This is a genomic window from Ruegeria sp. CG1, from assembly GCF_056537265.1.
This window is the reverse complement of record NZ_JBQFRF010000002.1, coordinates 613,589-637,851: the sequence shown is the minus strand read 5'-3', so window position 1 is coordinate 637,851 and position 24,263 is coordinate 613,589. Positions and strand designations below refer to the sequence as shown.

22 protein-coding genes, 2 pseudogenes and 1 riboswitch are annotated in these 24,263 nt (G+C 54.9%); of the genes and pseudogenes, 8 read left to right on the top strand and 16 right to left on the bottom strand.

The annotated features are described in order from the left end of the window. The first annotated feature begins 294 nt into the window (after window positions 1-294). Window positions 295-723 carry a MerR family transcriptional regulator gene (locus ACR0AU_RS08520; protein WP_480795546.1) on the top strand — a complete coding sequence of 143 codons (429 nt, stop codon included), beginning with the start codon at window positions 295-297 and terminating at the stop codon, window positions 721-723. Window positions 724-911: 188 nt separating this feature from the next. On the opposite strand, the pseudogene istA reads toward ACR0AU_RS08520, so the two are convergent. The 3 genes and pseudogenes from istA to ACR0AU_RS08505 all read right to left on the bottom strand — a co-directional run. Next, window positions 912-1,543 (bottom strand): annotated as a pseudogene (gene istA, locus ACR0AU_RS08515) (IS21 family transposase); the annotation flags it as partial. A gap of 761 nt (window positions 1,544-2,304) precedes the next feature. Further along, window positions 2,305-3,411: a ParB N-terminal domain-containing protein gene (locus ACR0AU_RS08510; RefSeq protein WP_170512126.1), complete on the bottom strand. Its 1,107-nt coding sequence runs from the start codon at window positions 3,409-3,411 to the stop codon at window positions 2,305-2,307. Next, window positions 3,408-4,715, bottom strand: coding sequence for an AAA family ATPase (locus tag ACR0AU_RS08505; protein WP_170423104.1), 1,308 nt, complete (start codon window positions 4,713-4,715; stop codon window positions 3,408-3,410). Before ACR0AU_RS08505 ends, ACR0AU_RS08510 begins: the two co-directional genes overlap by 4 nt. Before the next feature lie 440 nt (window positions 4,716-5,155). Here ACR0AU_RS08505 and ACR0AU_RS08500 point away from each other — a divergent pair, with 440 nt between their 5' ends. The 3 genes from ACR0AU_RS08500 (at window position 5,156) to ACR0AU_RS08490 (ending at window position 8,674) form a co-directional block, all read left to right on the top strand. Further along, entirely contained in the window at window positions 5,156-5,869 is a 714-nt protein-coding gene (locus ACR0AU_RS08500) for a DnaA N-terminal domain-containing protein (RefSeq protein WP_480795545.1), read from the top strand. A gap of 137 nt (window positions 5,870-6,006) precedes the next feature. Beyond that, window positions 6,007-7,755 (top strand): ABC transporter ATP-binding protein, encoded by a 1,749-nt coding sequence (locus ACR0AU_RS08495; RefSeq protein WP_480439024.1) that lies wholly within the window; start codon window positions 6,007-6,009, stop codon window positions 7,753-7,755. After that, window positions 7,745-8,674 carry a glycosyltransferase gene (locus tag ACR0AU_RS08490; protein WP_170732851.1) on the top strand — a complete coding sequence of 310 codons (930 nt, stop codon included), beginning with the start codon at window positions 7,745-7,747 and terminating at the stop codon, window positions 8,672-8,674. The genes ACR0AU_RS08495 and ACR0AU_RS08490 overlap by 11 nt, the downstream gene beginning before the upstream one ends. A gap of 258 nt (window positions 8,675-8,932) precedes the next feature. On the opposite strand, the gene ACR0AU_RS08485 is transcribed toward ACR0AU_RS08490, so the two are convergent. From ACR0AU_RS08485 to ACR0AU_RS08425, 13 genes are all read right to left on the bottom strand, one after another. Further along, window positions 8,933-9,676, bottom strand: coding sequence for an ABC transporter permease (locus ACR0AU_RS08485; protein ID WP_223118548.1), 744 nt, complete (start codon window positions 9,674-9,676; stop codon window positions 8,933-8,935). Further along, complete coding sequence (locus ACR0AU_RS08480) at window positions 9,673-10,326, bottom strand: TenA family protein (RefSeq protein ID WP_480795544.1); 654 nt, start codon at window positions 10,324-10,326, stop codon at window positions 9,673-9,675. The genes ACR0AU_RS08485 and ACR0AU_RS08480 overlap by 4 nt, the downstream gene beginning before the upstream one ends. After that, window positions 10,323-11,048 carry an ABC transporter ATP-binding protein gene (locus ACR0AU_RS08475; protein WP_480762828.1) on the bottom strand — a complete coding sequence of 242 codons (726 nt, stop codon included), beginning with the start codon at window positions 11,046-11,048 and terminating at the stop codon, window positions 10,323-10,325. The genes ACR0AU_RS08480 and ACR0AU_RS08475 overlap by 4 nt, the downstream gene beginning before the upstream one ends. Then, a complete protein-coding gene (tenA, locus tag ACR0AU_RS08470) occupies window positions 11,045-11,716 on the bottom strand; it encodes a thiaminase II (protein ID WP_170732810.1) in 672 nt (223 codons plus the stop codon). Before tenA ends, ACR0AU_RS08475 begins: the two co-directional genes overlap by 4 nt. Continuing rightward, on the bottom strand, window positions 11,713-12,621 hold the full coding sequence (locus ACR0AU_RS08465; RefSeq protein WP_480439085.1) for an ABC transporter substrate-binding protein: 909 nt from the start codon (window positions 12,619-12,621) through the stop codon (window positions 11,713-11,715). Before ACR0AU_RS08465 ends, tenA begins: the two co-directional genes overlap by 4 nt. Before the next feature lie 42 nt (window positions 12,622-12,663). Further along, the gene (locus tag ACR0AU_RS08460) at window positions 12,664-13,632 is read right to left on the bottom strand and encodes a HesA/MoeB/ThiF family protein (protein WP_170395061.1); all 969 of its coding nucleotides are present in this window, start codon (window positions 13,630-13,632) and stop codon (window positions 12,664-12,666) included. Continuing rightward, window positions 13,629-14,225, bottom strand: coding sequence for a thiamine phosphate synthase (locus ACR0AU_RS08455; RefSeq protein WP_170561737.1), 597 nt, complete (start codon window positions 14,223-14,225; stop codon window positions 13,629-13,631). Before ACR0AU_RS08455 ends, ACR0AU_RS08460 begins: the two co-directional genes overlap by 4 nt. Next, entirely contained in the window at window positions 14,222-14,992 is a 771-nt protein-coding gene (locus ACR0AU_RS08450) for a thiazole synthase (RefSeq protein ID WP_170732808.1), read from the bottom strand. The genes ACR0AU_RS08455 and ACR0AU_RS08450 overlap by 4 nt, the downstream gene beginning before the upstream one ends. Window position 14,993: 1 nt before the next feature. After that, the gene (gene thiS, locus ACR0AU_RS08445) at window positions 14,994-15,191 is read right to left on the bottom strand and encodes a sulfur carrier protein ThiS (protein WP_170732807.1); all 198 of its coding nucleotides are present in this window, start codon (window positions 15,189-15,191) and stop codon (window positions 14,994-14,996) included. Further along, on the bottom strand, window positions 15,188-16,216 hold the full coding sequence (locus ACR0AU_RS08440; RefSeq protein ID WP_480591355.1) for an FAD-dependent oxidoreductase: 1,029 nt from the start codon (window positions 16,214-16,216) through the stop codon (window positions 15,188-15,190). The genes thiS and ACR0AU_RS08440 overlap by 4 nt, the downstream gene beginning before the upstream one ends. Further along, on the bottom strand, window positions 16,213-17,001 hold the full coding sequence (thiD, locus tag ACR0AU_RS08435; protein ID WP_170732805.1) for a bifunctional hydroxymethylpyrimidine kinase/phosphomethylpyrimidine kinase: 789 nt from the start codon (window positions 16,999-17,001) through the stop codon (window positions 16,213-16,215). The genes ACR0AU_RS08440 and thiD overlap by 4 nt, the downstream gene beginning before the upstream one ends. A 79-nt stretch (window positions 17,002-17,080) precedes the next feature. After that, window positions 17,081-17,181, bottom strand: a riboswitch (TPP riboswitch). A 399-nt stretch (window positions 17,182-17,580) separates the two neighbouring features. Next, complete coding sequence (locus ACR0AU_RS08430; protein ID WP_170732804.1) at window positions 17,581-18,276, bottom strand: FkbM family methyltransferase; 696 nt, start codon at window positions 18,274-18,276, stop codon at window positions 17,581-17,583. Between the two features lie 72 nt (window positions 18,277-18,348). Then, window positions 18,349-19,344, bottom strand: a complete 996-nt coding sequence (locus tag ACR0AU_RS08425) for a glycosyltransferase family 2 protein (protein WP_480591349.1) — start codon at window positions 19,342-19,344, stop codon at window positions 18,349-18,351. A gap of 474 nt (window positions 19,345-19,818) precedes the next feature. Between ACR0AU_RS08425 and ACR0AU_RS08420 the strand changes: the two genes are divergently transcribed. From ACR0AU_RS08420 to ACR0AU_RS08405, 4 genes and pseudogenes are all read left to right on the top strand, one after another. Next, complete coding sequence (locus ACR0AU_RS08420; RefSeq protein WP_170776321.1) at window positions 19,819-20,691, top strand: hypothetical protein; 873 nt, start codon at window positions 19,819-19,821, stop codon at window positions 20,689-20,691. 522 nt (window positions 20,692-21,213) lie between these two features. After that, on the top strand, window positions 21,214-22,344 hold the full coding sequence (locus tag ACR0AU_RS08415; protein WP_170611817.1) for a glycosyltransferase family 61 protein: 1,131 nt from the start codon (window positions 21,214-21,216) through the stop codon (window positions 22,342-22,344). 71 nt (window positions 22,345-22,415) lie between these two features. Further along, window positions 22,416-23,954, top strand: a complete 1,539-nt coding sequence (locus tag ACR0AU_RS08410) for a glycosyltransferase family 2 protein (RefSeq protein WP_480776500.1) — start codon at window positions 22,416-22,418, stop codon at window positions 23,952-23,954. Between the two features lie 59 nt (window positions 23,955-24,013). After that, window positions 24,014-24,241: pseudogene (locus tag ACR0AU_RS08405) on the top strand (transposase); the annotation flags it as partial. Between the last annotated feature and the right edge of the window lie 22 nt (window positions 24,242-24,263).

Here is a 24,263-nt window from a genome sequence, read left to right as displayed (position 1 = left end):
CCGGCCCGCAAGACGAAATGAACTAACAATATCGCAGGCAAAGAACCCGGATGAAAAAAATATAAAAGGTATTGAAGCTCTAGTCACTGTAGGAACTATTTACAAAGGACCATAGAGATTCTTGAGGTCCAATCATGTCATCCGATACCCAAAGCCACGACCATGGCCACGAAAACAAACATGGTCACCACGCATGCGGTAGCGGCTGGGTGTCACAGGCCCACCGGCCGGAAGGTGCTATTGTGCGGTGCCAACTCGAACCTACATAAGCTGTAACTTTGTAAGGAGACCCAGATGCTGACGATCGGAACGCTTGGAAAAAAGACCGGAACCAAGGTTCAGACTATCCGCTACTACGAGCATATCGGACTTATGCCGGAACCGGGGCGCACCGAAGGTGGCCAGCGGCGTTATCGCCATACCGAACTGGATCGTCTGGCTTTTATCCGTCACGCCCGCCAACTGGGGTTTTCGCTTCAGGCAATACGCGAACTGCTTGATTTGTCCGACGATCCAGATCGCCCATGTCATGAAGCTGACAGTATTGCGCGCCGACAACTCAAACAGATTGAGCAAAGAATGGCACGGCTGGAAGCGTTACGGAACGAGCTGGAGCGCATGGTGCATGAAAGCTGTGTCGGCAACACCTCGGATTGTCGTGTTCTCGAAGTTCTACGCGATCATTCCGAATGTCTTACTGATCACGAAGAAATCGGCGCGTAACCCTGGGCAGCGTCGTTGCGAACTGGAATTAGCCCCTCGAAGCCATAGTCACTATAGCAATTACAAGTCTTTCAGAGTTGATTCGACGATAGACCAAATGCTGAACAGAGACCCGTTGCTAGCCGCCACACCTCTGCTTGATTTTGAAACACCCGCAATCTTGGGGCTTATAACGGAACGGCGCTGGTCCGATCTGCCTGTCGTTTTTGGCACTGCCTCTCAAGCCTGTCGTTGAAGGCATCCCTGGTTGGAAAGTTCGGGATCGGCACCATGAAATTGTGCCGGGAGTAACCACCAGCCCTTCAACGGATCCCTTGTTGTTGCCCGTACCAGGACGCCCGTTGCGGACCTGGATCACATAGTGGGACAGCATTTTGCTGAACAGCCGCGCACGCCTGCGAGTTCCGTCGGGCTCGATCTTTGCTACAAGGCACTGATCGTTATCGTACAGGATCGACCGCTGAACGGCCTCAAAGAACCTAAAGGCATGGACGTGCCCGTCCATCCAGGCCTCGGCAGCCGCCGCAGAATAGGCGCGGATGTAGCAGGCATCGCTATACGGTAGATCCAAGGCAAAGAAGTGAGCCTTTTGCTCAATGCCGCCGATCACCACCATTGCTTCGCCGAAATTGGCCTTAGCATAGCCGGATGCATGGTGAAGCGGTAAGAACATCTCGCGATGCTGTCGACCATGCTCCCGAACATAGTCCTTGATGATGGTGTAACCACCCTCGAAACCATGCTCATCGCGCTACTGCTCGAAGATCCGCTTGACCATATGCCGCTGTTTGCGCGGTCGCTGCCGATCCTCCGACAACCATTAATCTTGGAAAATGCGCGCCTTTCAAAGTGATCGTCACAGTTTGCTCCTGTCACGTCCCAGCCCGCGTTAACAGGACTGCGTTCGATCTGAAAAGTGGGGGCAGAGTTTACGACAGAACCACCGCCTGTTCAGCCCAGGAAACTTGCGAAGAAGTATGTCACCGAAATCACATTCTCTTACTGCATGAAACTGCAGACCGACAGAATTAGTAATAGTAGTTATTAGTACATTTTGCGCACTACTCACACACGATGCTCTCTATTGTCGATCATTCAACCGATCGCCGCGCTTTCTCTGGCAAGCCACGGCACGTTCATACCAATCGTTGATAGGTACTCACCGCCACACCGTTGTATGCTCAAGTGCTTTGAATATGTTACCGCACGCCAAGATAGTTCTCCTGATGAAAAGCAGCGGCGGTGCGCACGAAGATTGAGGCCGTGGCGTGGTCCCTGCCCTACCCCATAGACTGTGCATCAGTTCCGCCGTGACAAACTAAATAAATTGCAGATCACCTGCCCCAGTTTAACATCAATGCGGCGCGACGCCTTATATTGATTAACTGGACTTGATGTCATCGCCTCTGCTCGGAATGCAGCCGCCCGAAGCACAAAACAAGCGTTTGAATCCGGGTGGTACGATCAAATGGTTCAGATGACTTCCTGAGGTTCTGACTCAAACAGCTGTCCAGTTTGTGCAAAAAAACGGCGCTGAAATTAACCAGCGCCGCGCTTCGGATCTATCTCGCTAAGCCCGCCTTACCCGTGGGTAAGATCGTCTTCTTCTCGCAGATCCTCGATCAAGGTGGCCACAGCACGTTCTAATTTCGCCCTATCGACACGGGTAAAATCGAGATCATAGCGAAGTTCGATCCTTCCGCTGGATGCAGAACATTTTGCAATCCCTGCCCTGCCCCTTACCTGAAACGTTGTCTTCGCGCGGCGTGGTTTACCAACGGCTTCAGCCTTTGGCTTGGCGGCGGTCGCATTTTCGATTGTGAGAAAATCGCGAAGAATGGCCACTTCGCGCACGCTGTCGCGATTTGGTTCACTCACCAAAGCCGCACTGACTTGTCGGATCAATCCAGGATCAGAGTCGAGCTTTCGTTTGAGTTCAACCCCCACATTCCGTGGAATGTCGTTTGGGTGCATAAGAACCTTTTCCAACATGGCCAGCAAACTCGCAAACGCCCGAATATAGCTGCGCTTGGTATAGCTTGCAGATTTGAACAAGGTTGAAACCGCTTTGTCGACATCCGGACAATCATTGGCGGGGTCTTCCGCATAGGCACGCGCAAGCGCGCCCATTTCCGCAAACGAGATATCCTTTCGGATCAGGTTTTCATCGACCATGCGACGATAGCTATCATCCAGCTCTGCAACGTCAGAAACACCGGCCGGAATCGTCGCAAATCGCGCGTCGCCAGTTTCCTCAAGTAATGCGCGAAATGCCGATAATCTGCGCATTCCTTGAATTAACTCAAAGCGTCCATCGTTGCGACGCTCGACCCGGATCGGGTTCGAAAGACCCACATCCTGAATAGAAGCCTTCAACTCATCCAACTCAGGATCAGGGCCAGGCTTGCGGTCGCGCGTCAGGCGCTCGGTAACAACATCCGCCAATGCGATCTGTTCAGTAACATACCCTTCGGAACGTAGTCGCACAAGCTCGTGCGCTAACCTGTCATTTTCGACTCTGATTGCATCTTCGGTAGTTTGCTGGTCGCGTAGCGCATTAGCGTTCTCGGAGATTGCAGTGGCCATTGGTCCGCGCCTTTTCTCAAGCGCTTTATCCGGAACCTTGCCAACCGGGATTTCTTCCATCGCTGGCATATCGATATCGAACATTCTGCGTTTTCGGCTCATACGTCATCCTCCAGCTTGTCCCAGGCCGATAGCATGACGCCCCGGAATTCATCATAAACATTATCAAATGTCGAACGCGCGCGACGCCAGGTTTCCCTCGTCATCTCACGGTAATCCATCTCATAAACTGAACTCAGGAATCGACCCGATTGCTCGACCGCGCGCGTCATCTCGACCGGGTGCTCGGCGAGGTGCTCACCAAAGACTTTGCGGAATGCGTCATACATCGCTGTGTGCAGTGCGTTCCCCGGTTCGTAGCGCGTAAGCAAAAACCGAATTTCGCAGAATGTCTTGGGTAAACCAATCTTACCCGTGGGTAAGGTCTTGTCGAAACCATAGGCCAGATCTTCGAGGGCTTCAGCCAACTGTCCAATGAATGAGGTGGTTGAATCGTATTCCCAGTATCCGGGCCCCGACGGGATATACAACATGTCTGCTGCGAACACCGCATTCATGGATTGGTATCCTATCGCAGGCGGGCAATCGAACAGGATCAGGTCATAAGCATCATTCGGTATTTGATCCAGATAGCGAGACACAGCTGCAAAAAAAGACCACTCAGGATTCAGGTGCCGATATTGTGCCGATGCGAATTCGACGAAAGCAGCATTGGCGCAAGAAGGGATTGCATCAATCGTTGACCATGAGGTCTGCTTGATAAAATCAGAAATGCGCAGTTCGCCGAGGCCCATATCCGTTATAGAAGGTGGTAATTCTCGGCGGGGCAGGGCAGTTCCTGACTCCGCAGCCGCAGGGCGGTTATTCATGCGCTCGGTTTCACGGATTAGATCCCGCGCCATGATACCCCAGACGGTGAAATCTTCAGCGACATCGGTCAGACCCATCGAATGGCTGAGCGTCGCCTGAGGGTCAAAATCCACCACTAATACTCGGTAGCCGTCCAGAGCAGCGGCGTGCGCAAGATGCAACGCCACGGTCGACTTGCCGGCCCCCCCTTTGAAATTGGCAACAGCGGCCCGAACCGCCCGCTTGCCCGCAGGGCGTGGAGGAGTGAGCGCTTTGCGATTAACCTTAAGCCGCCGCCTGAGCTCATTTACCTCTTCCAGACTAAACCAACGCTGCCGCCCATCAGGCTCGACCTCGCCTCCCGGCAATGAAGGATCGGCGGCCAGCTTTCCTCGGAAAGTCGATTGGTTCACCTTAAAGATCAGTTCGGACACCTCCCAGCTTGAGAACCGCCTTAGCGTCTTCTCCATCTCAGGGCTGAAAGTCTGCTGGCGAATCCAGCCCTGCAATTTCAGGGACTGGGTGCGCAATGCATTCAGGTCTTCGTGCGTGTACATGCCTCAGTTCTCATTCTTCTGGACGTTATTTTTCTCTCTTTTGTTATTTACGCCCGATTTGCATATTTGGCAAAAGAAATTATTGTAAGGTTGTGATGTTACCCATGGGTAAGAAAATATGTCCGTATCTAGTGCTGACCGATTCGGAACACTGCTGCTCTCTGCAATCGTCCTGACTTCGGATATCCTACCAGATTTAGGGGGACGTAACTCAAGCTGATACGGCATATAGGGGGACATTATTGCTCCATAAGGGGACACCCAGCATGTCCCCCATCACCATAAATTCACCTATTTCTTCTATTTTTTGATAACGAATAGCACCTATCAAATAGCGTGATCTCAACGAACTCTTGACAGAATCGAAGTATTGGACGCTAATCAGTGAACAATCACGAAAAGCGTTGGGAAACGGCGCGATTACGGCGGGATCAACCCGCATGAGGCAAAAAAGAGCGGTGAGGAAACGGATGCAGGTTGCGAAACCGGTCGGGCGAAATGCGCCTGCACTGAAGTACGATATCTTGTCGGCTCTCGCCGTTCACGCCTTATCAGGTGACAAGCATCGTCATCGCAGTGTTCTTCGCATCATGACATTAATTACCACGCGCTATAACTGGCGCTCCAATGAACTGTCGATTGGCCGGGAAGAGATCGCTCGGTTGTGGTCCGTGAACGAACGCACAGTTAAACGTGAGATGGCTAAGCTGCGCAGCGCAGGCTGGATTGCGGTCAAACGACCCGCCGCTCGGGGTCGGGTTGCAGTTTATGAACTCGACCTCAAGCAGATCATGCTGGACACAATGGAAGCCTGGCCCGTGATCGGAACGGATTTCCAGGAACGAATGCAGCAGAAGCCAGAGCGCGATACTAATGTTGTGCCATTTCAGTCAAAGCCATCGATCCCGCCGCCGCAGGGTGAAGACGTTTGGACACAGGTTCAATCGATCCTACATGAGCGTGACCCAGAACTTTGGTCCAGTTGGTTCAAGCATCTGAACGAAGCCGAAAGGGCAGGGGGGGTGGCGATTCTGATTGCACCAACGCGTTTTATGGCGGATTACATTGCACAGAAATGGTCGGGGAGGGTTTTGGCCGCTTATTCGCGTGTAGACTCTTCGGTTCGAACAATTCGCATTGAAGCGGCAGAATAGGGCGCGGGCTTGCTCAACTGGCAACAGGCGACTATCTAGCGGAAACTGTTTATGAGCGCGTCAGATGTGACATAGCTCGATCCTGATCACAGTGGACATGTGCATTGCAAAAGATCAAATCAAAATTTGCGGCTGTATTGAGTGATTCCGTCCTGTGGCGACTGCTCTCCGAGAATATGCGCGAGCAAGCGGTACCTTATACGATCGCGATCATCGCGATGGTATTTGTTGCGGCAACCACCGCAGGTATCGCATTTATCATGCGTGATGTGGTGGATTCGCTGTTTGACAGTGAAAACTCAGCCAAGATTTTCGGCGTTTCGATGGCCGTATTCTCGATCTTCCTGGTCAAAGGGATTGCGACTTACGTTCAAATTGTGGCTCTGACCCGTGCCGGTAACCGGATCGTCTCGAAACAGCAGATCAAGCTTTACGACAAGCTTTTGCGGCAAGGGGTGTCATTCTTCAATTTGACCGAAAGCTCGGATCTGTTGTTGAAGGTGACACAAACCGCCCAGGCTGCGCGCACGGTGATCGAGATCATGGTGACCACTGCGGTGCGCGATATGCTTACATTGATTGGTCTTTTGGCCGTGATGTTCTACCAGCAACCGATCTTGTCTTTGTTTACGCTTATCGTCGGCCCCTTGGCGATCTTGGGTGTTCGCATGCTGCTTCGCAAAGTGCGAGAGATTGCGGATATGGAGCTGCAATCAATGGGCGCGATCATGAAGGTCATTCAAGAAACCTCGGCTGGTATACGTGTGGTCAAGTCCTTCGGATTGGAAGAGCGCATGGCCCTCGAGATGAATTCGGCGGTGAAAAGCGTTGAGAAGCGCCGCAACAAGCTTGCGCGTTTGCAAGCTGCAACGAGCCCGCTGACGGATATCCTGGCCGGGTTTGCAATTGCCTCGGTCATCGGGTTGAGCGCTGGTAAGCTGTTTGGCGCTGCAGCGTCCACTCCGGGTGAACTGATGTCGTTCGTGACCGCTGTGATGATGGCCTATGAGCCCGCGAAGCGCCTGACGAAGGTGCGGGTGAAGATGGAGTTGGGTCTGCGCCGGGTGCAGATGTTGTTCAATATGTTGGACGAGCCTGAAACTCTGCCGGAAGAGGCCAATCCCAAAAGCCTGCCTGATGGTCCGCGAGAGGTGGTGTTCGACGACGTCACTTTCGGCTACCGTCGTCGCGATCCGATCCTGAAAGGGCTTTCGTTGACGTTCGAAGCTGGCAAGACCACCGCTCTGGTTGGTCTGTCCGGCGGCGGCAAGTCGACCATTCTGAATTTGGCCCTGCGCCTCTATGACCCGACCAGTGGTTCGGTATCGATCGATGGTCAGGATATCAAGTACGCCTCGTTCAAATCACTGCGCCAGAACATGTCGTTCGTCGGGCAAGAGACGTTTCTGTTTTCGGCCTCAATCGCCGACAACATCCGTTTTGGCCGTGAGGGTGCCTCGCAAGACGACGTGATCGAGGCTGCCAAGGCCGCGAATGCCTATGACTTCATCATGTCGCTTGAGAAAGGCTTTGACACTCTGGTTGGTGAAAATGGTGCCTTCCTGTCCGGTGGTCAAAAACAGCGCCTTGCGATTGCGCGCGCGCTTCTGCGCGACAGCCCGATCCTGCTGCTGGACGAACCAACTAGTGCGCTGGACTCGCGGTCGGAACATCTGGTTCAGGAAGCCTTGGGCCGCCTGACCGAAGGGCGTACGACAATCATCGTGGCTCACAGGCTTTCAACCATCATGCATGCGGACAAGATCGTGGTGATTGAGGCTGGTGAAGTTCTTGAGCAGGGCAGCGCCCAACAGTTGCTGAAGAAACCGGGGCCATTCAAAACCCTGTATGACCATCAGTACTCGAACGCCGTCAATGCCGAATGATCCCGACGTGATCCAACGGCCTGACATTACACAGGCGCGTTCGTCCCTGAGCGCGTCAGTGATCATCCCGACCTATCAAAGCTGGGACCAATTGCAGCGTTGTCTGGATGGGCTCGCCTCTCAGACACTGAACACAAACCAGTTCGAGATACTTGCAGTCAACAATGATCCGACCGACCCCATGCCAGACGGGTTTCGCCTGCCCGCCAACGCCCGCATCCTAAGTGAGGCAAAACCCGGCTCATACGCAGCGCGCAACCGGGGAATCGAAGAAGCCACCTCGGAGCTACTGTTTTTCACCGACTCCGATTGTCAGCCTGACCCGCTCTATCTAGAGGCCGGGTTGAAAATAGCCGAAGACCACCCCGAGGTTAATCGCTTTGGTGGCAATGTTGTGCTGATCCCGAACGGGCAGGATTGGAAGACGACCGAACTCTATGATGTTCATTTGGGATTAGAGCAAAAAAAATGGGTGGAGCGTGGGCGCGCGGTTACGGCCAATCTGATCGTTCGGCGGGAGCTTATGGATCGCATCGGTCGGTTCAACGACACGGTGTTGTCCGGCGGGGACATGGAATGGAATGATCGTGCACAATCTGCGGGTGAAGCGATTGTGTTTGCCGAAGACGCCATCGTCCGTCACCCGGCGCGCGACAGTCTTGGGGATCACATCACCAAAGCCCGTCGTATTGAGGGTGCTAGGCTGCGCCGCAATGCCAAGCGCGGCATCGTAAATTACATCCCGCCTTTGCAGAAATTGATCCCTTCCTTCAAGACGTTGAAAAACCTTCTGAGGAATCAGGATCTGTCAACCAAACAGGCTTTTGGTGTGTGGGGCGTTCACTATGTGATCCGCGTTGCAAAAATTACGGAAACCATTCGGCTTCTCTGGCTGCGGAGGCCTGACCAGCGGAAGTAGTGGCCACTGGCAATGATAAACCACTTTCAGACCATGACGCTACGCGTTCTGGTTCGGCTTAATTCAAGTTGATCCTTACGGTAGGACTCTTGGACAAGTGACTGCGGCACACTCTGTGTTCGCCGCTCGACCAACTAGCTTTGTTTAACATGGCGCTCTGGAAATCAATGTACTCTAGCTTTGAGCTCATTCATCACAGCTGGTGGCACGATTAAAGTCGATCTCCGCGTTCGCGTATACTTACGGTCAGTACTTTGTTCATATCTGATCACGCTGATCCAGGTACCGATTGCACAGGGCGTTGACCGTTGCGTGCAGGATGATGGTGAGTACCGCCAACACGATCAGCGCGGCGAACATCAGATCGGTTTTGGCACGGCCATTGGCCAGCAACATCAGATATCCCAGACCACGCGACGCTCCGACCCATTCACCGATGACGGCACCGATCGGGGCATAGACGGCAGCCAGACGCAGGCCGCTGGCAAATCCGGGCAGAGCAGATGGAATACGGATGTGCAACATTACTCGGGCGGGTGACGCCCCCATGACCCGAGCCAGATCCAGCCAGTCGCGATTGCTGCGCATCAATGCATCAAAGAAAGACGAAGTAACCGGGAAATAAATGATCAGCAGCGCCATGGCGATTTTGGCCTCGAGCCCGAAGCCAAGCCACAGGGTCAGAATCGGTGCCAGAGCAAAGACGGGGATGGTCTGGGAAAACACCAAAATTGGTCGCACCAGCGCGCGTGCTAGCGGTGAGGCGGCAAGGCCGATGGCCGACAGCCCGCCCAGCACTGCACCAAGGGCCAGCCCGATCAGCACTTCGGTCGCGGTGACCAGCCCATGCTCCAGCAGAAGGTTGCGGCTGTTCCAAATGGTTTCGGAAACCAGCGCTGGCGGGGGCAAGATAAAACGCGGCAAGCCGGTGGCCCAAACCACCAGTTGCCAAAGCGCTACTGCCATTGCGGTGGCGGCGATACCCGCACGCCAACCTGTCATCGGGCTACCGGGAAGCCTGCCCATGCGGCATCGAAAAAGGCACGCTCAAGGGCGACGGCCTTGCCGAAGGTTGCAGCGACCTCGGCCTGTGCCTGGTCCGAAAGGGTCGACCAGATCGCGTCCAATTGCCCACGTAGGTAGGCGACCACACTTTCGAACCTGTCGCCTGAGTGCAGAGTGATCCATTCTCCCAGCCAGAACGGCAGATCTTCGGCGCGGGCTTCGACCGGGCTGGCCCAATCCAGATAGACCCATTCCGCGACCACCAACACCGCCAGCATCCGCTCGTAGCGCCCGGATGTGCGGGCTTCGTCCATCAGGGCCTGAAACGCCAGGGTTTCGGGTGCGGCTTCGCTTGCCTGGGGCACGTCCAGCGCGTCTAATGCACGCAGGAAGTACGTGTTCTCTGGCCCGCAGATCTGGCCCAGAAAGCGCGCGCCCGGCACAGCATCGGCGAGGTTGGGTGCATGCGCCACTGCTGAGGCCAGCAGACGCACGAAGCCTTCCACGAAAAGGTAATCCTGCTGTAAATAGCCAGCCATTTTGCCGTGATCGAGCGTTCCGGTAGCCAGCGCATTGGTAAAGTCATGTGTCGTGGCCGCTGTCCAGTTGTCCTGGTTCAGCGCCCTGAGAGTTTCGCTTGCGCTCATCTGTCCGTCCTGAGTTGTTGAAGCAGCGCGGCCTGGATGCCTAGCACGCCCGGATCATCAACAGGGCGCGGGATGCTGCCCATTGGAGTTTCGACCGGGTGCAGCCCGTCGCGCGTCATGATCATGATGTTCTGCCCCAGCCGCGCCACTTCGGCCGGGTCATGGGTGATAAGCAGCACCGTACGTCCCTTCAGCAGCTGTGCGGTGAGGTCCTGCATATGCACCCGAGTCAGGGCATCAAGGGCGGAAAAAGGTTCGTCCAGCAGCACAATGGGGCGGTCTTCCATCAGGGTTCGGGCCAAGGCCACGCGCTGTCTCTGCCCACCGGAGAGCTCTCCCGGTTTCTTGTCTAGATGCGCGCCTAGCCCAACTTGCTCCAGCACGTGCTCGGCTCGATCCCGGTCAAGCGTCTCGCCGCGCAATCGTGCCCCTATTGCCACATTGTCGAGCGCTGATAGCCAAGGCAGCAACAAATCACTCTGCGCCATTAGGGCCACCCGCCCGGCCAGCGCGCCACCGTCCGAGGCCCAGATTTCACCGTCCAAAGAAACATGGTCTCCCACTCCGGCCAGCAGCTTGAGCACTGTGGATTTGCCCACACCACTGGCCCCCAGAAGACAGGTCCACCGCCCTGCATCAAGTCGCAGATCAATGCCGCGCGCGATGGATGTGTCGCCAATCGACAGTGATCCGCGCAGATATAGGGCGGGGGCCGGGCTCATGGCTGCGATGCCATGCCCCAAAAGCCGACCTCAAGCTCGGTCGCCTTGTGGAAGCGGTCGCAAAGATTTGCCCAACGTGGGCAGTTTTGCGGGTCATCCCCGATGCGCCGCGCTACCACGCCATCGATCAGCGCGCCAACATCGCAGCAGACCTGTTGGTAATCTTCCCCGCCATAAGTGTTGATCCAATCGGCATAGGTTTCCGAGGTCTTTGTCGCCGAAAGCTCTGCCCCGATCTCACCATAGCCCATGACGCAGGGGGCCAGTGTGGCCAGAAGATCAAGCATATCCCCGGAATGCCCGGCATCCAGTACATAGCGTGTATAGGCAAGATTGGCCTGACGCTCTTGCGTTGCAAAAAGTTCTTCCTCGGAAATCCCAGCCTCGGCGCAGATGCCGATATGCAGGGCAAGCTCGTCATTGATCAGTGCATTCACTGTCCCCGCGGCGAGGCGCATATCCGCGACGGACTCGGCCTTGGTCACCACTAGCGCCCAAGCGCGGGCGAAATGGATCAAAAAAACGTAGTCCTGTTTGAGATAGTGCAAAAACGCCGCGCGCGGGAGGGTTCCATCACCCATGCCCCGCACGAATGCATGGCGGGTATAGGCAGCCCAGGTTTCCCCGGCCGCCGCTCGCCATGCCTCAAATGAGGTGCCGTAGTTCATTGTGCCCCCAGATCGACTGCGATTTTCGATACCGGGCGGGTGCCCTCGACTAGGCCGCTTTTGGCCAGAAATTCCTCGAAGCGGATATAGCGGCCTTCGTCCAGCGCCTCAGGACGCAAGGCAAAGCGGGGTAGGGTGTCGACCCAAGCCTTTGCATTCAGCTCGTCGTCCAGCTCTTCCGCGTAGCTTTTGAAAACCTCCCAGCTTTCATCCGGGTTGTTGACGATGTATTGCGTGGCCAGCTCGGTGGCGCGCAGGAAGCGGCGCACCTTGTCCTTGTCCATCAGCTCGGGGTTGGCGACATAGATCAGCTCGTCATATGTCGGCACGCCTTCTTCTTCGACATAGAAGCATCGGCCTTCGACGCCTTCGATTTCCATCTGATTCAGCTCAAAATTGCGATAGGCACCTATCACCGCATCGACCTGCCCCGACATGACCGAGGGGCTGAGCGAGAAGTTGACGTTGATCATCTCGATCTCGTTCAGCGCGACGCCGTGCTTGCCCAGCATGGCGCCCAGCACTGCCTCTTCCACGCCAGCGACCGAGAACCCGATCTTGCCGCCCTTTAGCTGGCTGATCTCTTGGATCGGGCCGTCCTTTAGTGTCAGAAGACAGCTGAGTGGCGTTGCCACAAGTGTACCTACGCGCATCAGCGGCAGACCTTCGGCTACCTGGAGGTGCTGGTTTGGTTGATAGCTCACGGCGATGTCACCCTGCCCGGCGGCTACCAGTTTCGGTGGGGCCGAGGGATCAGCAGGCGGCACAATCTCGACCTCAAGATTCTGGTCTGCGAAATAACCTTTTTGCTGCGCTACGATGATCGGACCGTGATCAGGGTTTACGAACCAATCCAGCAGCAGAGTCATCTTGTCTTGTGCCAGCGCCGGTGTAGCCATCAGCATCGCCGCTACGGTCAGAAAATGTTTCAATTCGGTTTCCTCGTTTCAGTTGTTGTCACCAAGGGCCAGAAGCTTGATTTCGGGCCCGTTTTTCGTGGAAATCCGCATCGCAGCCTGCCAGGCCCGAAGACCGGAACGGCAGGCAAGGATGAGGCGTCTGTTGTTTTGCAAAAGGGGGTCACGCGGATCGATTTCATCGACACTGAGGCGCTGAGCCCCGGCCAGCTCCGGGCCAGTTTCATCTGCGGCGCGTAGGTCGATTACCAGATCGTCGGCCCGAAGCATCTCTTGCGCTATGAAGTCCGGCTCTGGTGCGGGATCCGGCGCGCCGTCAAAGCGAAAACCGCCAAAGCGCATGCTGGTGGCCTCATAGGTCACCAGACGCCCCATTGGCGTAAGGTCCCCGCTCAGCACCGCAACCGCGATCTGCGCTTGCAGACTGCCGATCATACCCACCGTCGGGCCAAGCACGCCATCGGCGTCACAGGAACCCAGCCTTGCAGGCAGATCCGGGAACAGCGCGCGCAGACCCGGAGCCTTGTGGCAGAAGCCCCCGACATAGCCCTCCGAGCCCACCACGCTGGCGCTGATCAGCGGCAAATCGGCATCAAGGCAAACATCCGAGGCTACATAGCTGGCGGCAAAACTATCGGCACAATCCAGCACCAGATTGATGCCCTGACAAAGTTGCGAGGCATTGGCCGGATCAAAGCGGGTTTCGACCGGTTCGATCCGCACCTCATCATTCAGCGCCATCATTTCACGTGCTGCCACCTGCACTTTGGATTGCCCTATGTCGCGTTCACGGAACAGCGTTTGGCGGTGCAGGTTCGACAGGCTGATCTTGTCAGCATCAACCAAACGGATACGTCCCACACCGGCCCCGACCAGATATTGCAGCACTGGTGCGGCAAGCCCTCCTGCGCCAATCACCAGTACATGCGCGGTGCGCAGGTTTTCCTGCCCCGACGCGCCAAAGCCAAGTACAGCAATCTGGCGTGCATAGCGGCTCATAGGCAGATCCTTAGCCATTCGCGTACACGGGCTTCTGGGTCGTCCTTCAAGGTGATGTCGGTCACGGCGGACACGATGTCGGCCCCGGCGGCGAACGCACCCTGCGCGCGCTCGACCGACATGCCACCTATCGCCACAAGCGGAATAGGTCCGATCCGCGCCTTCCAGTCGGTCAGCTTTTCGACACCCTGCTGGTGCCATTTCATCTTTTTAAGAATGGTCGGATGAACGGGCCCGAGTGCCACATAGTCAGGCCGCAAAGCCAGCGCACGCTTAAGCTCTGCTTCGTCATGGGTTGAGACTCCAAGTTTCAATCCAGCAGCTCGGATCGCGTCAAGGTCAGCGGTATCCAGATCTTCCTGCCCTAGGTGCACCCAGTCGCAGTCAAGCTCAATCGCCAGTTCCCAATAGTCATTGACCACCAACAGCGCGCCGTGGTCGCGGCACAAATCCCGCGCCTCCGCCAACTGCGCGCGCACCGCATCCAGGGGATGTTCCTTGATGCGCAGCTGCACCAACCGCACTCCGAGCGGCAGCATTCGGCGCAGCCATGAGATGTCATCGAATATCGGGTAGAACGACGGCAGCGTCACAGCATGGCCTTTCCGAAAACAGGTGTTGAGGGCGAGGCCATGTCGCGCGGTTCCATAGCATCGGCACCGAAGGCCAAGGCACCGGCTTCAACCGCGCGGGCAAACGCTTGGGCCATCGCCGCCGGATCACCTGCCTTAGCGACCGCCGTGTTCAGCAGCACCGCATCATAGCCGATTTCGATGGCCTGTGCCGCCTGTGATGGCAGGCCCAGCCCTGCATCAACCACAAGAGGCACCTCGGGAAAATGAGCCCGTACCGAGCGAAGGCCGTAAAGGTTGTTCAGCCCCAGTCCGGTGCCGATCGGCGCCCCCCAAGGCATCAACACACGACAGCCTGCCTCGATCAGTTTCTCGCACAGCACCAGATCTTCGGTGCAATAGGGGAAGACGTCGAACCCATCGTCGGCAAGGATGCGCGCCGCCTCCACAAGGCCGAACGGGTCGGGCTGCAGAGTGTCGGCATGGCCGATCACCTCAAGCTTGATCCAGTTGGTCTCGAAAAGTTCGCGCGCCATCTGCGCCGTAGTGACCGCTTCGCGTACTGAGTAGCACCCGGCGGTATTGGGCAACACCTCGACACCCAAATCACGGATCAGAGACCAGAAATCCTGCCCGGCCCTTTCACCACCCGCCTCGCGACGCAGCGACACCGTGGCAATGCCTGCGCCCGAACGTCGAAACGCATCGGCGAGCACTGCGGGCGACGGATACTGCGCGGTGCCCAACATCAGGCGCGACGCTATTTCCTTGCCGTAGAATTCCGGCATGTCAGCCCCCCTGCCGCGGCGAAACCAGCTCGATCCGGTCCCCATCGGAAAGCATTTGCGCCGCACGTGTTGATGCCGGAACGAACACCTCGTTCACCGCCGTGGCCAGTTTGTCATTGCCTTTGCCTAGTTCGACCAGAAGATCGGCAAGGCTGGGGCCCTTGGCCTCGGTGACCTCACCATTCACCATCAGTTTCATGTGGTTCTCCCCAGCGTTTCATACGCGCTTTTCGTGCCTTCGCAGTTCTCGTACCAAAGCGCGGGCTGCGTGCCGCAGGTCACCAGATCTGCCACCATCCCCGCCAACGCCGGAGCAAGCAGATAGCCATGGCGGTACAGCCCGTTCACCATGATGCGATCTTCGAAATGGCGGATGCGCGGCTGATTGTCCGCAAAGGCCGGGCGGGCATCGACGCCAATTTCCAGCAGCTCGGCCTCACCAAATGCCGGGTGCAGCGCATAGGCCGCATTCATTAGTTCCATCACGGATCGCAGGCTTGCGCGGGTGCGCTGCCCACTTTCGATCTGGGTTGCGCCCAACATGAATACGCCATCGCCGCGCGGTACAATGTAGAGCGGGAAACGAGGATGCAGCAGCCGCACGGGACGCGACAGTGACACATCCGGGCAGCGCACGATGAGCATCTCACCCTTGACCCCGCGCAAATCGCTCAGCCGATCCTGCGCGGCGAGACCACGGCAGTCGATGACCTGACCCAGCGTTTCGCCTGCAGTCAGAAACTCAACGCCCGAAGCCACCAGGTGTGCATGCAACCCGGTCAACATCGGGCGGGGATTGAGATGCGCTTCACTTGCGATGAACAACGCCTTGCCGAATTGCTCGGCCAAATGCTGCTCGTGGAGCGCGATGCCCTCGCGGTCCAGCCATTCCACGCCTTCGGCGCGCCGTGCAAACATCGTCAGCTCGCTCTGATCCCGGCCCAGAGCGACAACCAAGGTACCGTTCCGGGTCACATCCAGACCGAACTGCGCCCCCTGCTTTTGCCACCAATCCGCTGCTTTACACCCGTGTTCCACCACGGGCTGTTCGGCGACTGCGCCCTCGCATTTCGGTGCCAACATGCCCCCGGCCCACCAGCTGCAGGAATGCGTATTCACGGGACCTGCCGGGTCGATCATCCGTACGGAAACACGGCGTGACACCAGCTCGGCTGCCACGCAAAGCCCGGCAACCCCTGCACCCAGTATGGTGACAGCGCTCATGCCCACATCTCGTGAAAATGATGCACCGGGCCGTGGCCTTGTCCAATCTCCAACCCGTCGGCACGTTTTATTGCAGCGTGCAGCCAGCCATGCGCCCGCCGCACCGCGGTCTCAGGATCCATGCCGCGCGCCAGGCAGCCCGCAATTGCTGCGGAATAACTGCAGCCAGTACCATGCGTGTTGCGGGTCGCGATCCGCGGTGCCCCCAGCGTGACAACGAACCCTGACTTTGCCAGCACATCAAGGCACTCAATGCCATCGGCATGGCCGCCCTTGATCAGAACCGCCTTAGGACCTAGCGCCAGCAACGGCGCAACCAGTCCGGCACTGTCGCCCTTATGGGTTTGTCCCAGCAGCTTGTCCGCCTCGGGCAGGTTTGGTGTCAGCAGGTCAGCGCGCGGCAGAAGATACTGCTTCAGCGCGGCAATCGCTTGATCTTCAAGCAGGGCGACCCCGGATTTCGCCACCATGACGGGGTCGAGGACGACAGGTCCGGAAAAACCTTCCAATGCACGGGCCACTGTTTCGACCAATGATGGCGTGCCCAGCATTCCGATCTTGATGGCGTCTATGCGGATGTCGTCCAGGACCGCCTTGATCTGAGCCGCGACAATATTGTCGGGTACCGGATGTACTGCGGTCACGTCACAGGTATTCTGCGCGGTTATCGCGGTGACCACGCTGCAACCGAACACGCCCATTGCGCCGAATGATTTAAGATCTGCCTGAATTCCCGCGCCGCCCCCGCTGTCGGAACCGGCAATCGTCAATGCTGTCGCAACCATGGCACATCCCTCATTGTCATGGTCAGGATGTGCGTGGAAAGACCCGTAGCCTGCATTGTGACACGAGTTGTGACACGGGGCGCCCGGTATGTCTGTTTCCTCCGCCGGTCCTAACCGGGTCAGGTTCAATGGGTTTGCAAGTCAGCATCTCAGCCCCGAGGGGCACCCCAACAGATGGTTACCGACTATTGATGAGATCAGGTCTCGTCAACAGTTTTGTTGCACACAGTTTGATGGGTGCGGCTTCGCTTTGAGCTTTGCAGTTAACTCGGGGTGTTGCCGGTGTCGCAAAATGGTGGTGTTTCCAGATGCTATGACCGGAAAACGGCACAATAAGACAGGGACACTCAGCGCCGACATCGTGGTCGTTGACCCAGCCCCGCGATCCGAAATTGAAGGCAGAAACAGTTTTTTTGAGATTCTGTCACAAGTTACTGCTCATAGATGCAGATAGTTGCAGCGCGTGAATTGCGATGGGCAAATTCAGGTCACAAGCCGGCCGATAGTCTCATTTCAGGGCGCTCAACTGGCTTGGCCAAATCACCTAACCCGAAAATTGCCCATCGCAATGAAGAGGGCTCAGCCAATATCTCGCGTGCAGGTCCAAACGACCCTCCAAGACAAATCGTCCAGCCGTAGAAAACCCGCGTTAGAAAGAATCCTTTTACAGGCCCGTACACCTTTGTGCCCATAAATGAGGCGATGGAATTCAATAACAATGGCTCGAATGCCCGACAGGTCCGCATTCCTCAAGAAATCCAGTTCCGCCCCCTCAATATCCATCACAAGAACCGTCGGAGCGAACTCTCGTTTCACCGCTTCGAAGTCCGCTTTAGCTACGCGCACTGATGTTATTGATTCACCTTCATTATCAAAAACTGAAGACCCTAGATATGAAGCGTCAATATGAAACGGAATAGAGTCGGGATCCTTTGGATTGGCGCTTAGTATCGCATTCCGGACTTCGATCCGGTCTGAAAGCCCATTTAGGGCATGTAAACGACGGATGTGTGGAATTAGATTTGGATTGGCTTCAAAACTGAGAATAGCCTCTGGTTTGTTCTCGAGCGCGACAACACCACTCACGATACCCAGCCCGGCGCCCATTTCCAGAATACGATCCTCAGGTTGAACGACGCTCAAAGCGCCATCCATTTCCCAGCTTTCATAATTGTCCTGCTCGATCAGATTTATAATCGTTTCGTCCAGAAATGGCGATGAAGGTATCTTCAATCCACGGTACTGGATCGCAACATCAGGGTTCGTTTCGGTCATTCTTGCTCCATTCCAAGGATGAGCGGTCGGTAGAGCATGTTTTGCATAAGGTCAGACTATTTGCATCAAACATCATGTCGGTAATCTCGCATAGAGGTCCGACATATTCATCTTCAGAACATCGTTGAACCACTCAACCGACAAATCAAACTCGTGGTCAGGATAATAGGTATCCAAACCCCGGAAAGGGCGGACCTGCACATCATCGAGAAGACCATGACCCCTTAGTCTTTCTTCGGTGTCCTTGTCGTATTTTCGGATAATGTCATGAAGCTCTTGAACAGCATTCAAAGAAGATGAATTTTTCAGGAATTGGACCTGTTCATAGCGGAAATCGTTGCTGCCCTTAGGTGATTCATATGTGCCCATATCATGATATCTCAGCAATTTGAGCATCCAGTGGATTTCGGTCAGTCCGTCAAAGTGACAAATGACCGATTGTTGAGAAACATGTCGCTTGATGTTGCCTCTCCACCGCTGTGGCGCATGAACACCTAACTTGATGTTTTTCCCCGTTCGGGTGGCGCTTTTTCCGAAACGATGCGCACAAAATCCTCTGTCGCTGTACTTGAGTCGTTCTTCTCCGAATAAGCTTCGGGCGACATAGCCGCGGGTGTGCTTAGGCTTCAGCATAAGACCACCAAAAAGTCCGGGTGTGGTGTCCTCGGTCGAAAACACGCGCTCGCCATTAGGAATTGAAATCGTATCAACATCCGAGGGCAGGTCAGCAAGCTCTTGCGCAAAATCATCGGCTTGCAGATACTCGTCCGCATCGAGGAAAAGCATCCAATCGACCGTTGCTTCTCGATAGGCTTTTGTCGCTATCAGTCTTTGGCGTCTGAAACTGTTTTCTGGATAAGCACAGTCCCAGTTTCTTCGAAAAAACGTGTCATCCATCACTTCAACGCGACAGTTCGGTATCTGAGCCAGAAGTTGCCGCGCTTTCGGATCATCACCATCCAGAAAGATAAAGATCTCTTGCGCGCTGAGTGACGCATAATAGGAAGCAAATATAGCCACCAGCTCTGGCGGCTCTTTGACCATGGTAACGACACCCCAGGTGGCCATCTTTAAAGGAGTCCTGTGTTTGGGAAGGGCCAAAATCCCTGATTGCACGTCTTTAGAGTCACCGGCTTCCTCTATTGCCCAATAAGTCTGGATTTGTGGCAACCTTGATCGGTGAATTTTCCGCCTTAAGCAAGAGCATCCTGAGGTCTTATTGGACGATCCGATTTAAGACAGTTTGGGTGATCTTGCGACCTTTGTCGGGGAGGACTGAGAAAATTGGACCAAAGTTGAGGTAACCAAACAATTACTGCTTATTGCGAGCCCCTAAAGTTTGATCGTTACCGCTCGTTCTTTTTCGCGAAACACAAAGGTGCGAGAATTCTGACTAACGGACCTGCGCTACAGACAGTTCATATTGGACGGTTGGGTCACCATCACAATTGCGCTTGTATCGGGATCATTAAACCAGTGGATCGAATACCGGAGCCATGCTAATGCGGAGCAAGCGAAAAATATAACGGGCATTGATCCAGCATGGAAATTTCTCCAGTAATTTCATCGTTTTGGCATGGATCCAGTCTGACTTTTTTCGAGCAACTCTGCCTCAAAAGCTTTGTGGATCACGGCCATAAGGTCAAGTTGTACTCTTTGAATGAAATCACGAATACGCCACCGGGCGTTGAAAATGCGGATGCACGTATTTTCTTACCTGACCACCTGAAAATATGGCGAAACGAAAAGCGAAACAGCGCTTATGCCCCGTTGTCGGATTTTTTCAGGATCAACATGCTTCGGGAATCCGACGAAATCTGGATGGATTGCGATATGCTGTGTATGCAGCCGATCCCCGACATTCCGTATGTTTTCGCAAAAGAGAAACGCTATTTTAACAATGCGGCTCTCCGGTTGCCGCACAGTTCTCCAACATTGCAAGGTATGTATGACTTTATGAACGGGTCTGAGATCGTGATCCCCAATGACTGGCCGTGGAAAAAAAATATTGATGTTTCCATCGGCAAGTCCAATGAAGATGGCTCTTTCTCGGTACCGTTGGAAAACCTGTCGCAGCTGCCATTTTATACGTTCGGGCCTCAGGCTATCTCTTATTTTCTGGGCAAAAACGGTGAAGTTAAACACGCCCTGCCACCCGAGTCATTCTATTCCCAAGAACCTACAGCCATGCGCTTGAATTATTTTCGGCCGCGGTTTTCCCGCATATCGCTCGATGAAAACGCGTTGGGGGTTCATCACATTGGCGGCTCAAGCATGCGCAAGAAATACAATATGGACGGTGGGTTTCCTTTGCCGCATCCCAACAGCCAGGTCGCCAAGCTATGCAAGAAACATGACATCGATCCCTCTAAGGCGATGCCACAGGATGTGCTGAAGTCTGTTGACCAAGATTAAAATGTCTGGGCAAGTCAGAAGCGCCAGTATGTGTCCAAGTTTCGGACGATCGGAATCAAAAACACTAGGCGTCATCTGCTAACACCGTAGTGCCAAGTTGTTCGGCAGACAGTTCCCCAACCGGCCACTGTATTGAGTACAACGTGCAACAACTTGGCAATCAAAGTAATGGCGATCGCTTCAGGCAAGGATGATAAACTGCGACACTGTCAACATATTCGATTGTCTTCCTACGGATAGAGCCTTTACTTTTTCTGGCGTAGAAATTTCACTACGATTACTTGCAGCGGCGCAGGTACGGCCATATCAGAATACTGGGGTGAATAGGGCCGAATGTTATGAAGCCCGAACACAGATCTTGGATTAATCTGGGGTCCAGTTTATGGGATAGGCGAATGTCAAAGAAGCTGGCTACAGATCACAAGGATATTCGCCGATCATCTATCCCGGCCTTTAACACCAGAAGACCGACTAAAAGCATGTCTTTGTCGACCCGGTCGCTCTGACCGGGTGTGAACAAAGATGTCTACGCTTAACGATAATGATCTGAACCAACCTCCTCAGCCTGATCAAGGATGGTCACGTGAACTTGTTGCACTTGAGCGGGCTATCGTGGTTCCGCCCGCAGTCTCCGATACGGTGCAGGAAGCCGGTGTTCTGACTGAAGACCGGGAATATTGCGCGCATGGGGCGCTTTGGCGGGGAAAGCGTGCCATGACCACCCAACCGGTATCGCCAACAGTCCCTTTGCCGCAATTGTCGGGTCGCTGGCTTTATGCCGGGCTGTTATGGGTACACTTTGGTCATTTCCTGGCTGAAAGCACCGCACGTCTTTGGCCGCTGCCGGCAATCGCGAAGGATATTGATGGGGTCCTCTTTACCCCCAAGCGACCCGCCAATGGGGATGAAACACGCCCTATGCAGCATAATTTTTTTACGCTTCTGGGTATTGATCTTCCAATCAAAGTGGTGACCGAGCCAACTCAGATAGAATATCTGCATGTGCCCGGTCAGGGGTTTGGGCTGGGCCCGATTGTGGCGGGAACGCCTGAATATCGTGCCTTGATCCATCAAAATTTTGGCGCCGACGTTCCCCCTGATGGGCCGGAGCGGCTTTATATCTCGCGCGCAGGTCTTGGAATACGGCGGGGTGGCGTTATCGGAGAAGAGTTTCTCGAAGAGAATTTGCGCCAGAACGGGTACGAGATTTTCTATCCGGAACAACACCCGATGGAAAAGCAGATCGCGCGTTACAAAGCCGCCCGTCAGATCGTTGCACTAGACGGGTCGGCACTGCATCTTTTTGCTCTGGTAGGCCGTCCAGATCAGCAGGTTGCAATGATCCCGCGCCGCACTTCTTCGGTGCATCACAATATCTCAGCTCAGCTAGCGGCCTTTTGCGGGCAAGAGCCTTTAGTCGCCAATGCCATTCGCACCGATTGGGTATTGGCTTCGCGCGGTCGTCCCAACCGCCATTCACTTGGAGAGCTTGACATGTCCAGATTGCATAAAATGCTTGCCGATGCAGGATTTGTCTCACCTGATCTGGCCTGGGAAGAAATGTTCTGGCGGCAGCGGCGGCGAACCATCCGAAAACTGGAAAAAGCCCTTGGCGACCAGCTGGTTCCCATCCATCAAGAGCCCGCTGACTAATGCAGCTAATCCTGGATATACGCGACACAGCTCGGGATCAGGCGCGCCAAGCCAATGGGGTTGCGTCTGTTTTGAGTATCGATAATGCGGATTTGCAGCAGCAACTGGTTACGTTTGCGCAGATTACACGGCGAAGACGTGCAAAGGCCGAGCCGCCCGAATTTTTGCCCGCACTCGCTAGTGCGATTGCTAATGAGCGACCGTGGTTCATGCTTTTGGCCATGCCAGGGCTAGCAGAAAACCTCACCACGGAAGTCTCTGTTAGTCGAGTCCACGAAGTTTTGGGGCAATTGGCGGCCGACATCCTGATTTTGACTGATCTTGATTCAGGATCTGATCGCGCCAGAATTTGGGCCACACAATTTGGGGCCGATGCGATAGTTAACCGGATTGACTGGCCAGATGATCTGACTGCGCAGCCTCCTGCATTCTCTACCCTGGCCTCCTCTGCAAAAGAAGAATCCACTCCAAAAGAAGTGCTGCCATTTGCCCGTCGCTTCTTGCCGCGCAATGACCTGACCAGTTTTGATGAAAGTCAACCCATGGGTGACACGGTGCCGGTGGACCTAAGGCCGCCAGAGGGTACCAGCGGCACGGTGCTGATCGGTTGCATGAAAAACGAAGGCCCTTTCCTATTGGAATGGATTGCATACCATCAATCGATCGGTGTGCATCACTTTGTTATCTATACCAATGGCTGCGAGGATGGCACGGATCTGATGCTAGATGCGCTGGCCAAAACCGGTCTGGTCACGCATGTCGACAACAACAAATGGAAGGGCAATTCCCCGCAACAGTGGGCTCTGAACCAGTCTGCAAAGCTCAAGGTGGTCAAACGTGCTGATTGGGTTATCCATATTGATGTGGATGAGTTTATCAACATCCGCTTTGGTAACGGGACACTGCCGGAACTTTATAAGCGCCTGCCCGACGGAGTCAGCAATATTGCCATGACCTGGCGGCAATTTGGGTCGGCCGGGATAAAGACCTACGAAGACAGGCCGGTCCTGGCGCAATTTGACCGATGCGCTCCGTCATATCTGCCCAAACCGCATACCGCTTGGGGCTTCAAGACCGCCACCAGGAATATTCGTGCCTATCGTAAACTAAGCTGTCACCGGCCAAATAAGCTGAAAGAAGCAAAAGCCGAACAGGTGCTATGGGTCAATGGATCGGGTCAGGATATCACGCACAAAGTGGCAAAGAATGGCTGGAGGTCCGATATCAAGACCATCGGTTATGAACTGGTCCAGCTAAACCACTACGCACTAAGATCTGCGCAGTCTTTCTTGGTCAAGCGTCAACGCGGACGAGCCCTGCATGTGGATCGCACTGTCGGGCGCAACTATTGGATACGGATGGATTGGAACCAGTATCAGGACGTTACTATCCAACGCAACCTGGCCAGATTGTCAGTGGCGATGGAAGCGTTGCTAGCCATTCCCCAGATTGCGCGGCTACACGAAAAAGCTGTTGCCTGGCACCAGGCTAAGATTGAGTTTTTGATGGATGAGCCCGAGTTTCGCAACCTTTATGACGAGATCACCAGCATCGAACTTGAGGATTCGGAACGGATCCGCGCCATCATAGATGCGGATATGCATAGCTGACAATGGAATACCCCATTTGATTTGAACCACCGTTATGATTGAAAAGCGGAGGATCGAGAATTTCGATCAAGAGACACGAGGCAGAGGAAATAGATCAGAAACTGCGACAAGTTGATGTGCTTGTTGGTTAGGGAATGATGCGTGCAGATGTGATCTGCGAGGTTCGCATAACGGAACAAACCTACTACCTGTGGCGTAAGCAATATGGTGGGATGGGAGCCGATTAACGAAAGGAACTCAAGCGTTTGCAGAAGGAGAATGAGCTTCTGCAAAAGGCCGTTTCTGACTGACGACAAGCCCTTTGTTCCA

Bases quoted from the DNA above. Each gene is read 5' to 3' on its own strand.
- ACR0AU_RS08460 (WP_170395061.1), bottom strand. From the start codon at position 13,632: ATGAGCCGCTATGCACGCCAGATTGCTGTACTTGGCTTTGGCGCGTCG.
- thiD (WP_170732805.1), bottom strand. From the start codon at position 17,001: ATGGTTGCGACAGCATTGACGATTGCCGGTTCCGACAGCGGGGGCGGC.
- ACR0AU_RS08480 (WP_480795544.1), bottom strand. From the start codon at position 10,326: ATGAGCGCAAGCGAAACTCTCAGGGCGCTGAACCAGGACAACTGGACA.
- ACR0AU_RS08450 (WP_170732808.1), bottom strand. From the start codon at position 14,992: ATGCCGGAATTCTACGGCAAGGAAATAGCGTCGCGCCTGATGTTGGGC.
- ACR0AU_RS08475 (WP_480762828.1), bottom strand. From the start codon at position 11,048: ATGAGCCCGGCCCCCGCCCTATATCTGCGCGGATCACTGTCGATTGGC.
- ACR0AU_RS08420 (WP_170776321.1), top strand. From the start codon at position 19,819: ATGGAAATTTCTCCAGTAATTTCATCGTTTTGGCATGGATCCAGTCTG.
- ACR0AU_RS08415 (WP_170611817.1), top strand. From the start codon at position 21,214: ATGTCTACGCTTAACGATAATGATCTGAACCAACCTCCTCAGCCTGAT.
- ACR0AU_RS08505 (WP_170423104.1), bottom strand. From the start codon at position 4,715: ATGTACACGCACGAAGACCTGAATGCATTGCGCACCCAGTCCCTGAAA.
- thiS (WP_170732807.1), bottom strand. From the start codon at position 15,191: ATGAAACTGATGGTGAATGGTGAGGTCACCGAGGCCAAGGGCCCCAGC.
- tenA (WP_170732810.1), bottom strand. From the start codon at position 11,716: ATGAACTACGGCACCTCATTTGAGGCATGGCGAGCGGCGGCCGGGGAA.
- ACR0AU_RS08465 (WP_480439085.1), bottom strand. From the start codon at position 12,621: ATGCTGATGGCTACACCGGCGCTGGCACAAGACAAGATGACTCTGCTG.
- ACR0AU_RS08490 (WP_170732851.1), top strand. From the start codon at position 7,745: ATGCCGAATGATCCCGACGTGATCCAACGGCCTGACATTACACAGGCG.
- ACR0AU_RS08425 (WP_480591349.1), bottom strand. From the start codon at position 19,344: ATGGCCACCTGGGGTGTCGTTACCATGGTCAAAGAGCCGCCAGAGCTG.
- ACR0AU_RS08485 (WP_223118548.1), bottom strand. From the start codon at position 9,676: ATGACAGGTTGGCGTGCGGGTATCGCCGCCACCGCAATGGCAGTAGCG.
- ACR0AU_RS08500 (WP_480795545.1), top strand. From the start codon at position 5,156: ATGAGGCAAAAAAGAGCGGTGAGGAAACGGATGCAGGTTGCGAAACCG.
- ACR0AU_RS08520 (WP_480795546.1), top strand. From the start codon at position 295: ATGCTGACGATCGGAACGCTTGGAAAAAAGACCGGAACCAAGGTTCAG.
- ACR0AU_RS08510 (WP_170512126.1), bottom strand. From the start codon at position 3,411: ATGAGCCGAAAACGCAGAATGTTCGATATCGATATGCCAGCGATGGAA.
- ACR0AU_RS08430 (WP_170732804.1), bottom strand. From the start codon at position 18,276: ATGACCGAAACGAACCCTGATGTTGCGATCCAGTACCGTGGATTGAAG.
- ACR0AU_RS08440 (WP_480591355.1), bottom strand. From the start codon at position 16,216: ATGAGCGCTGTCACCATACTGGGTGCAGGGGTTGCCGGGCTTTGCGTG.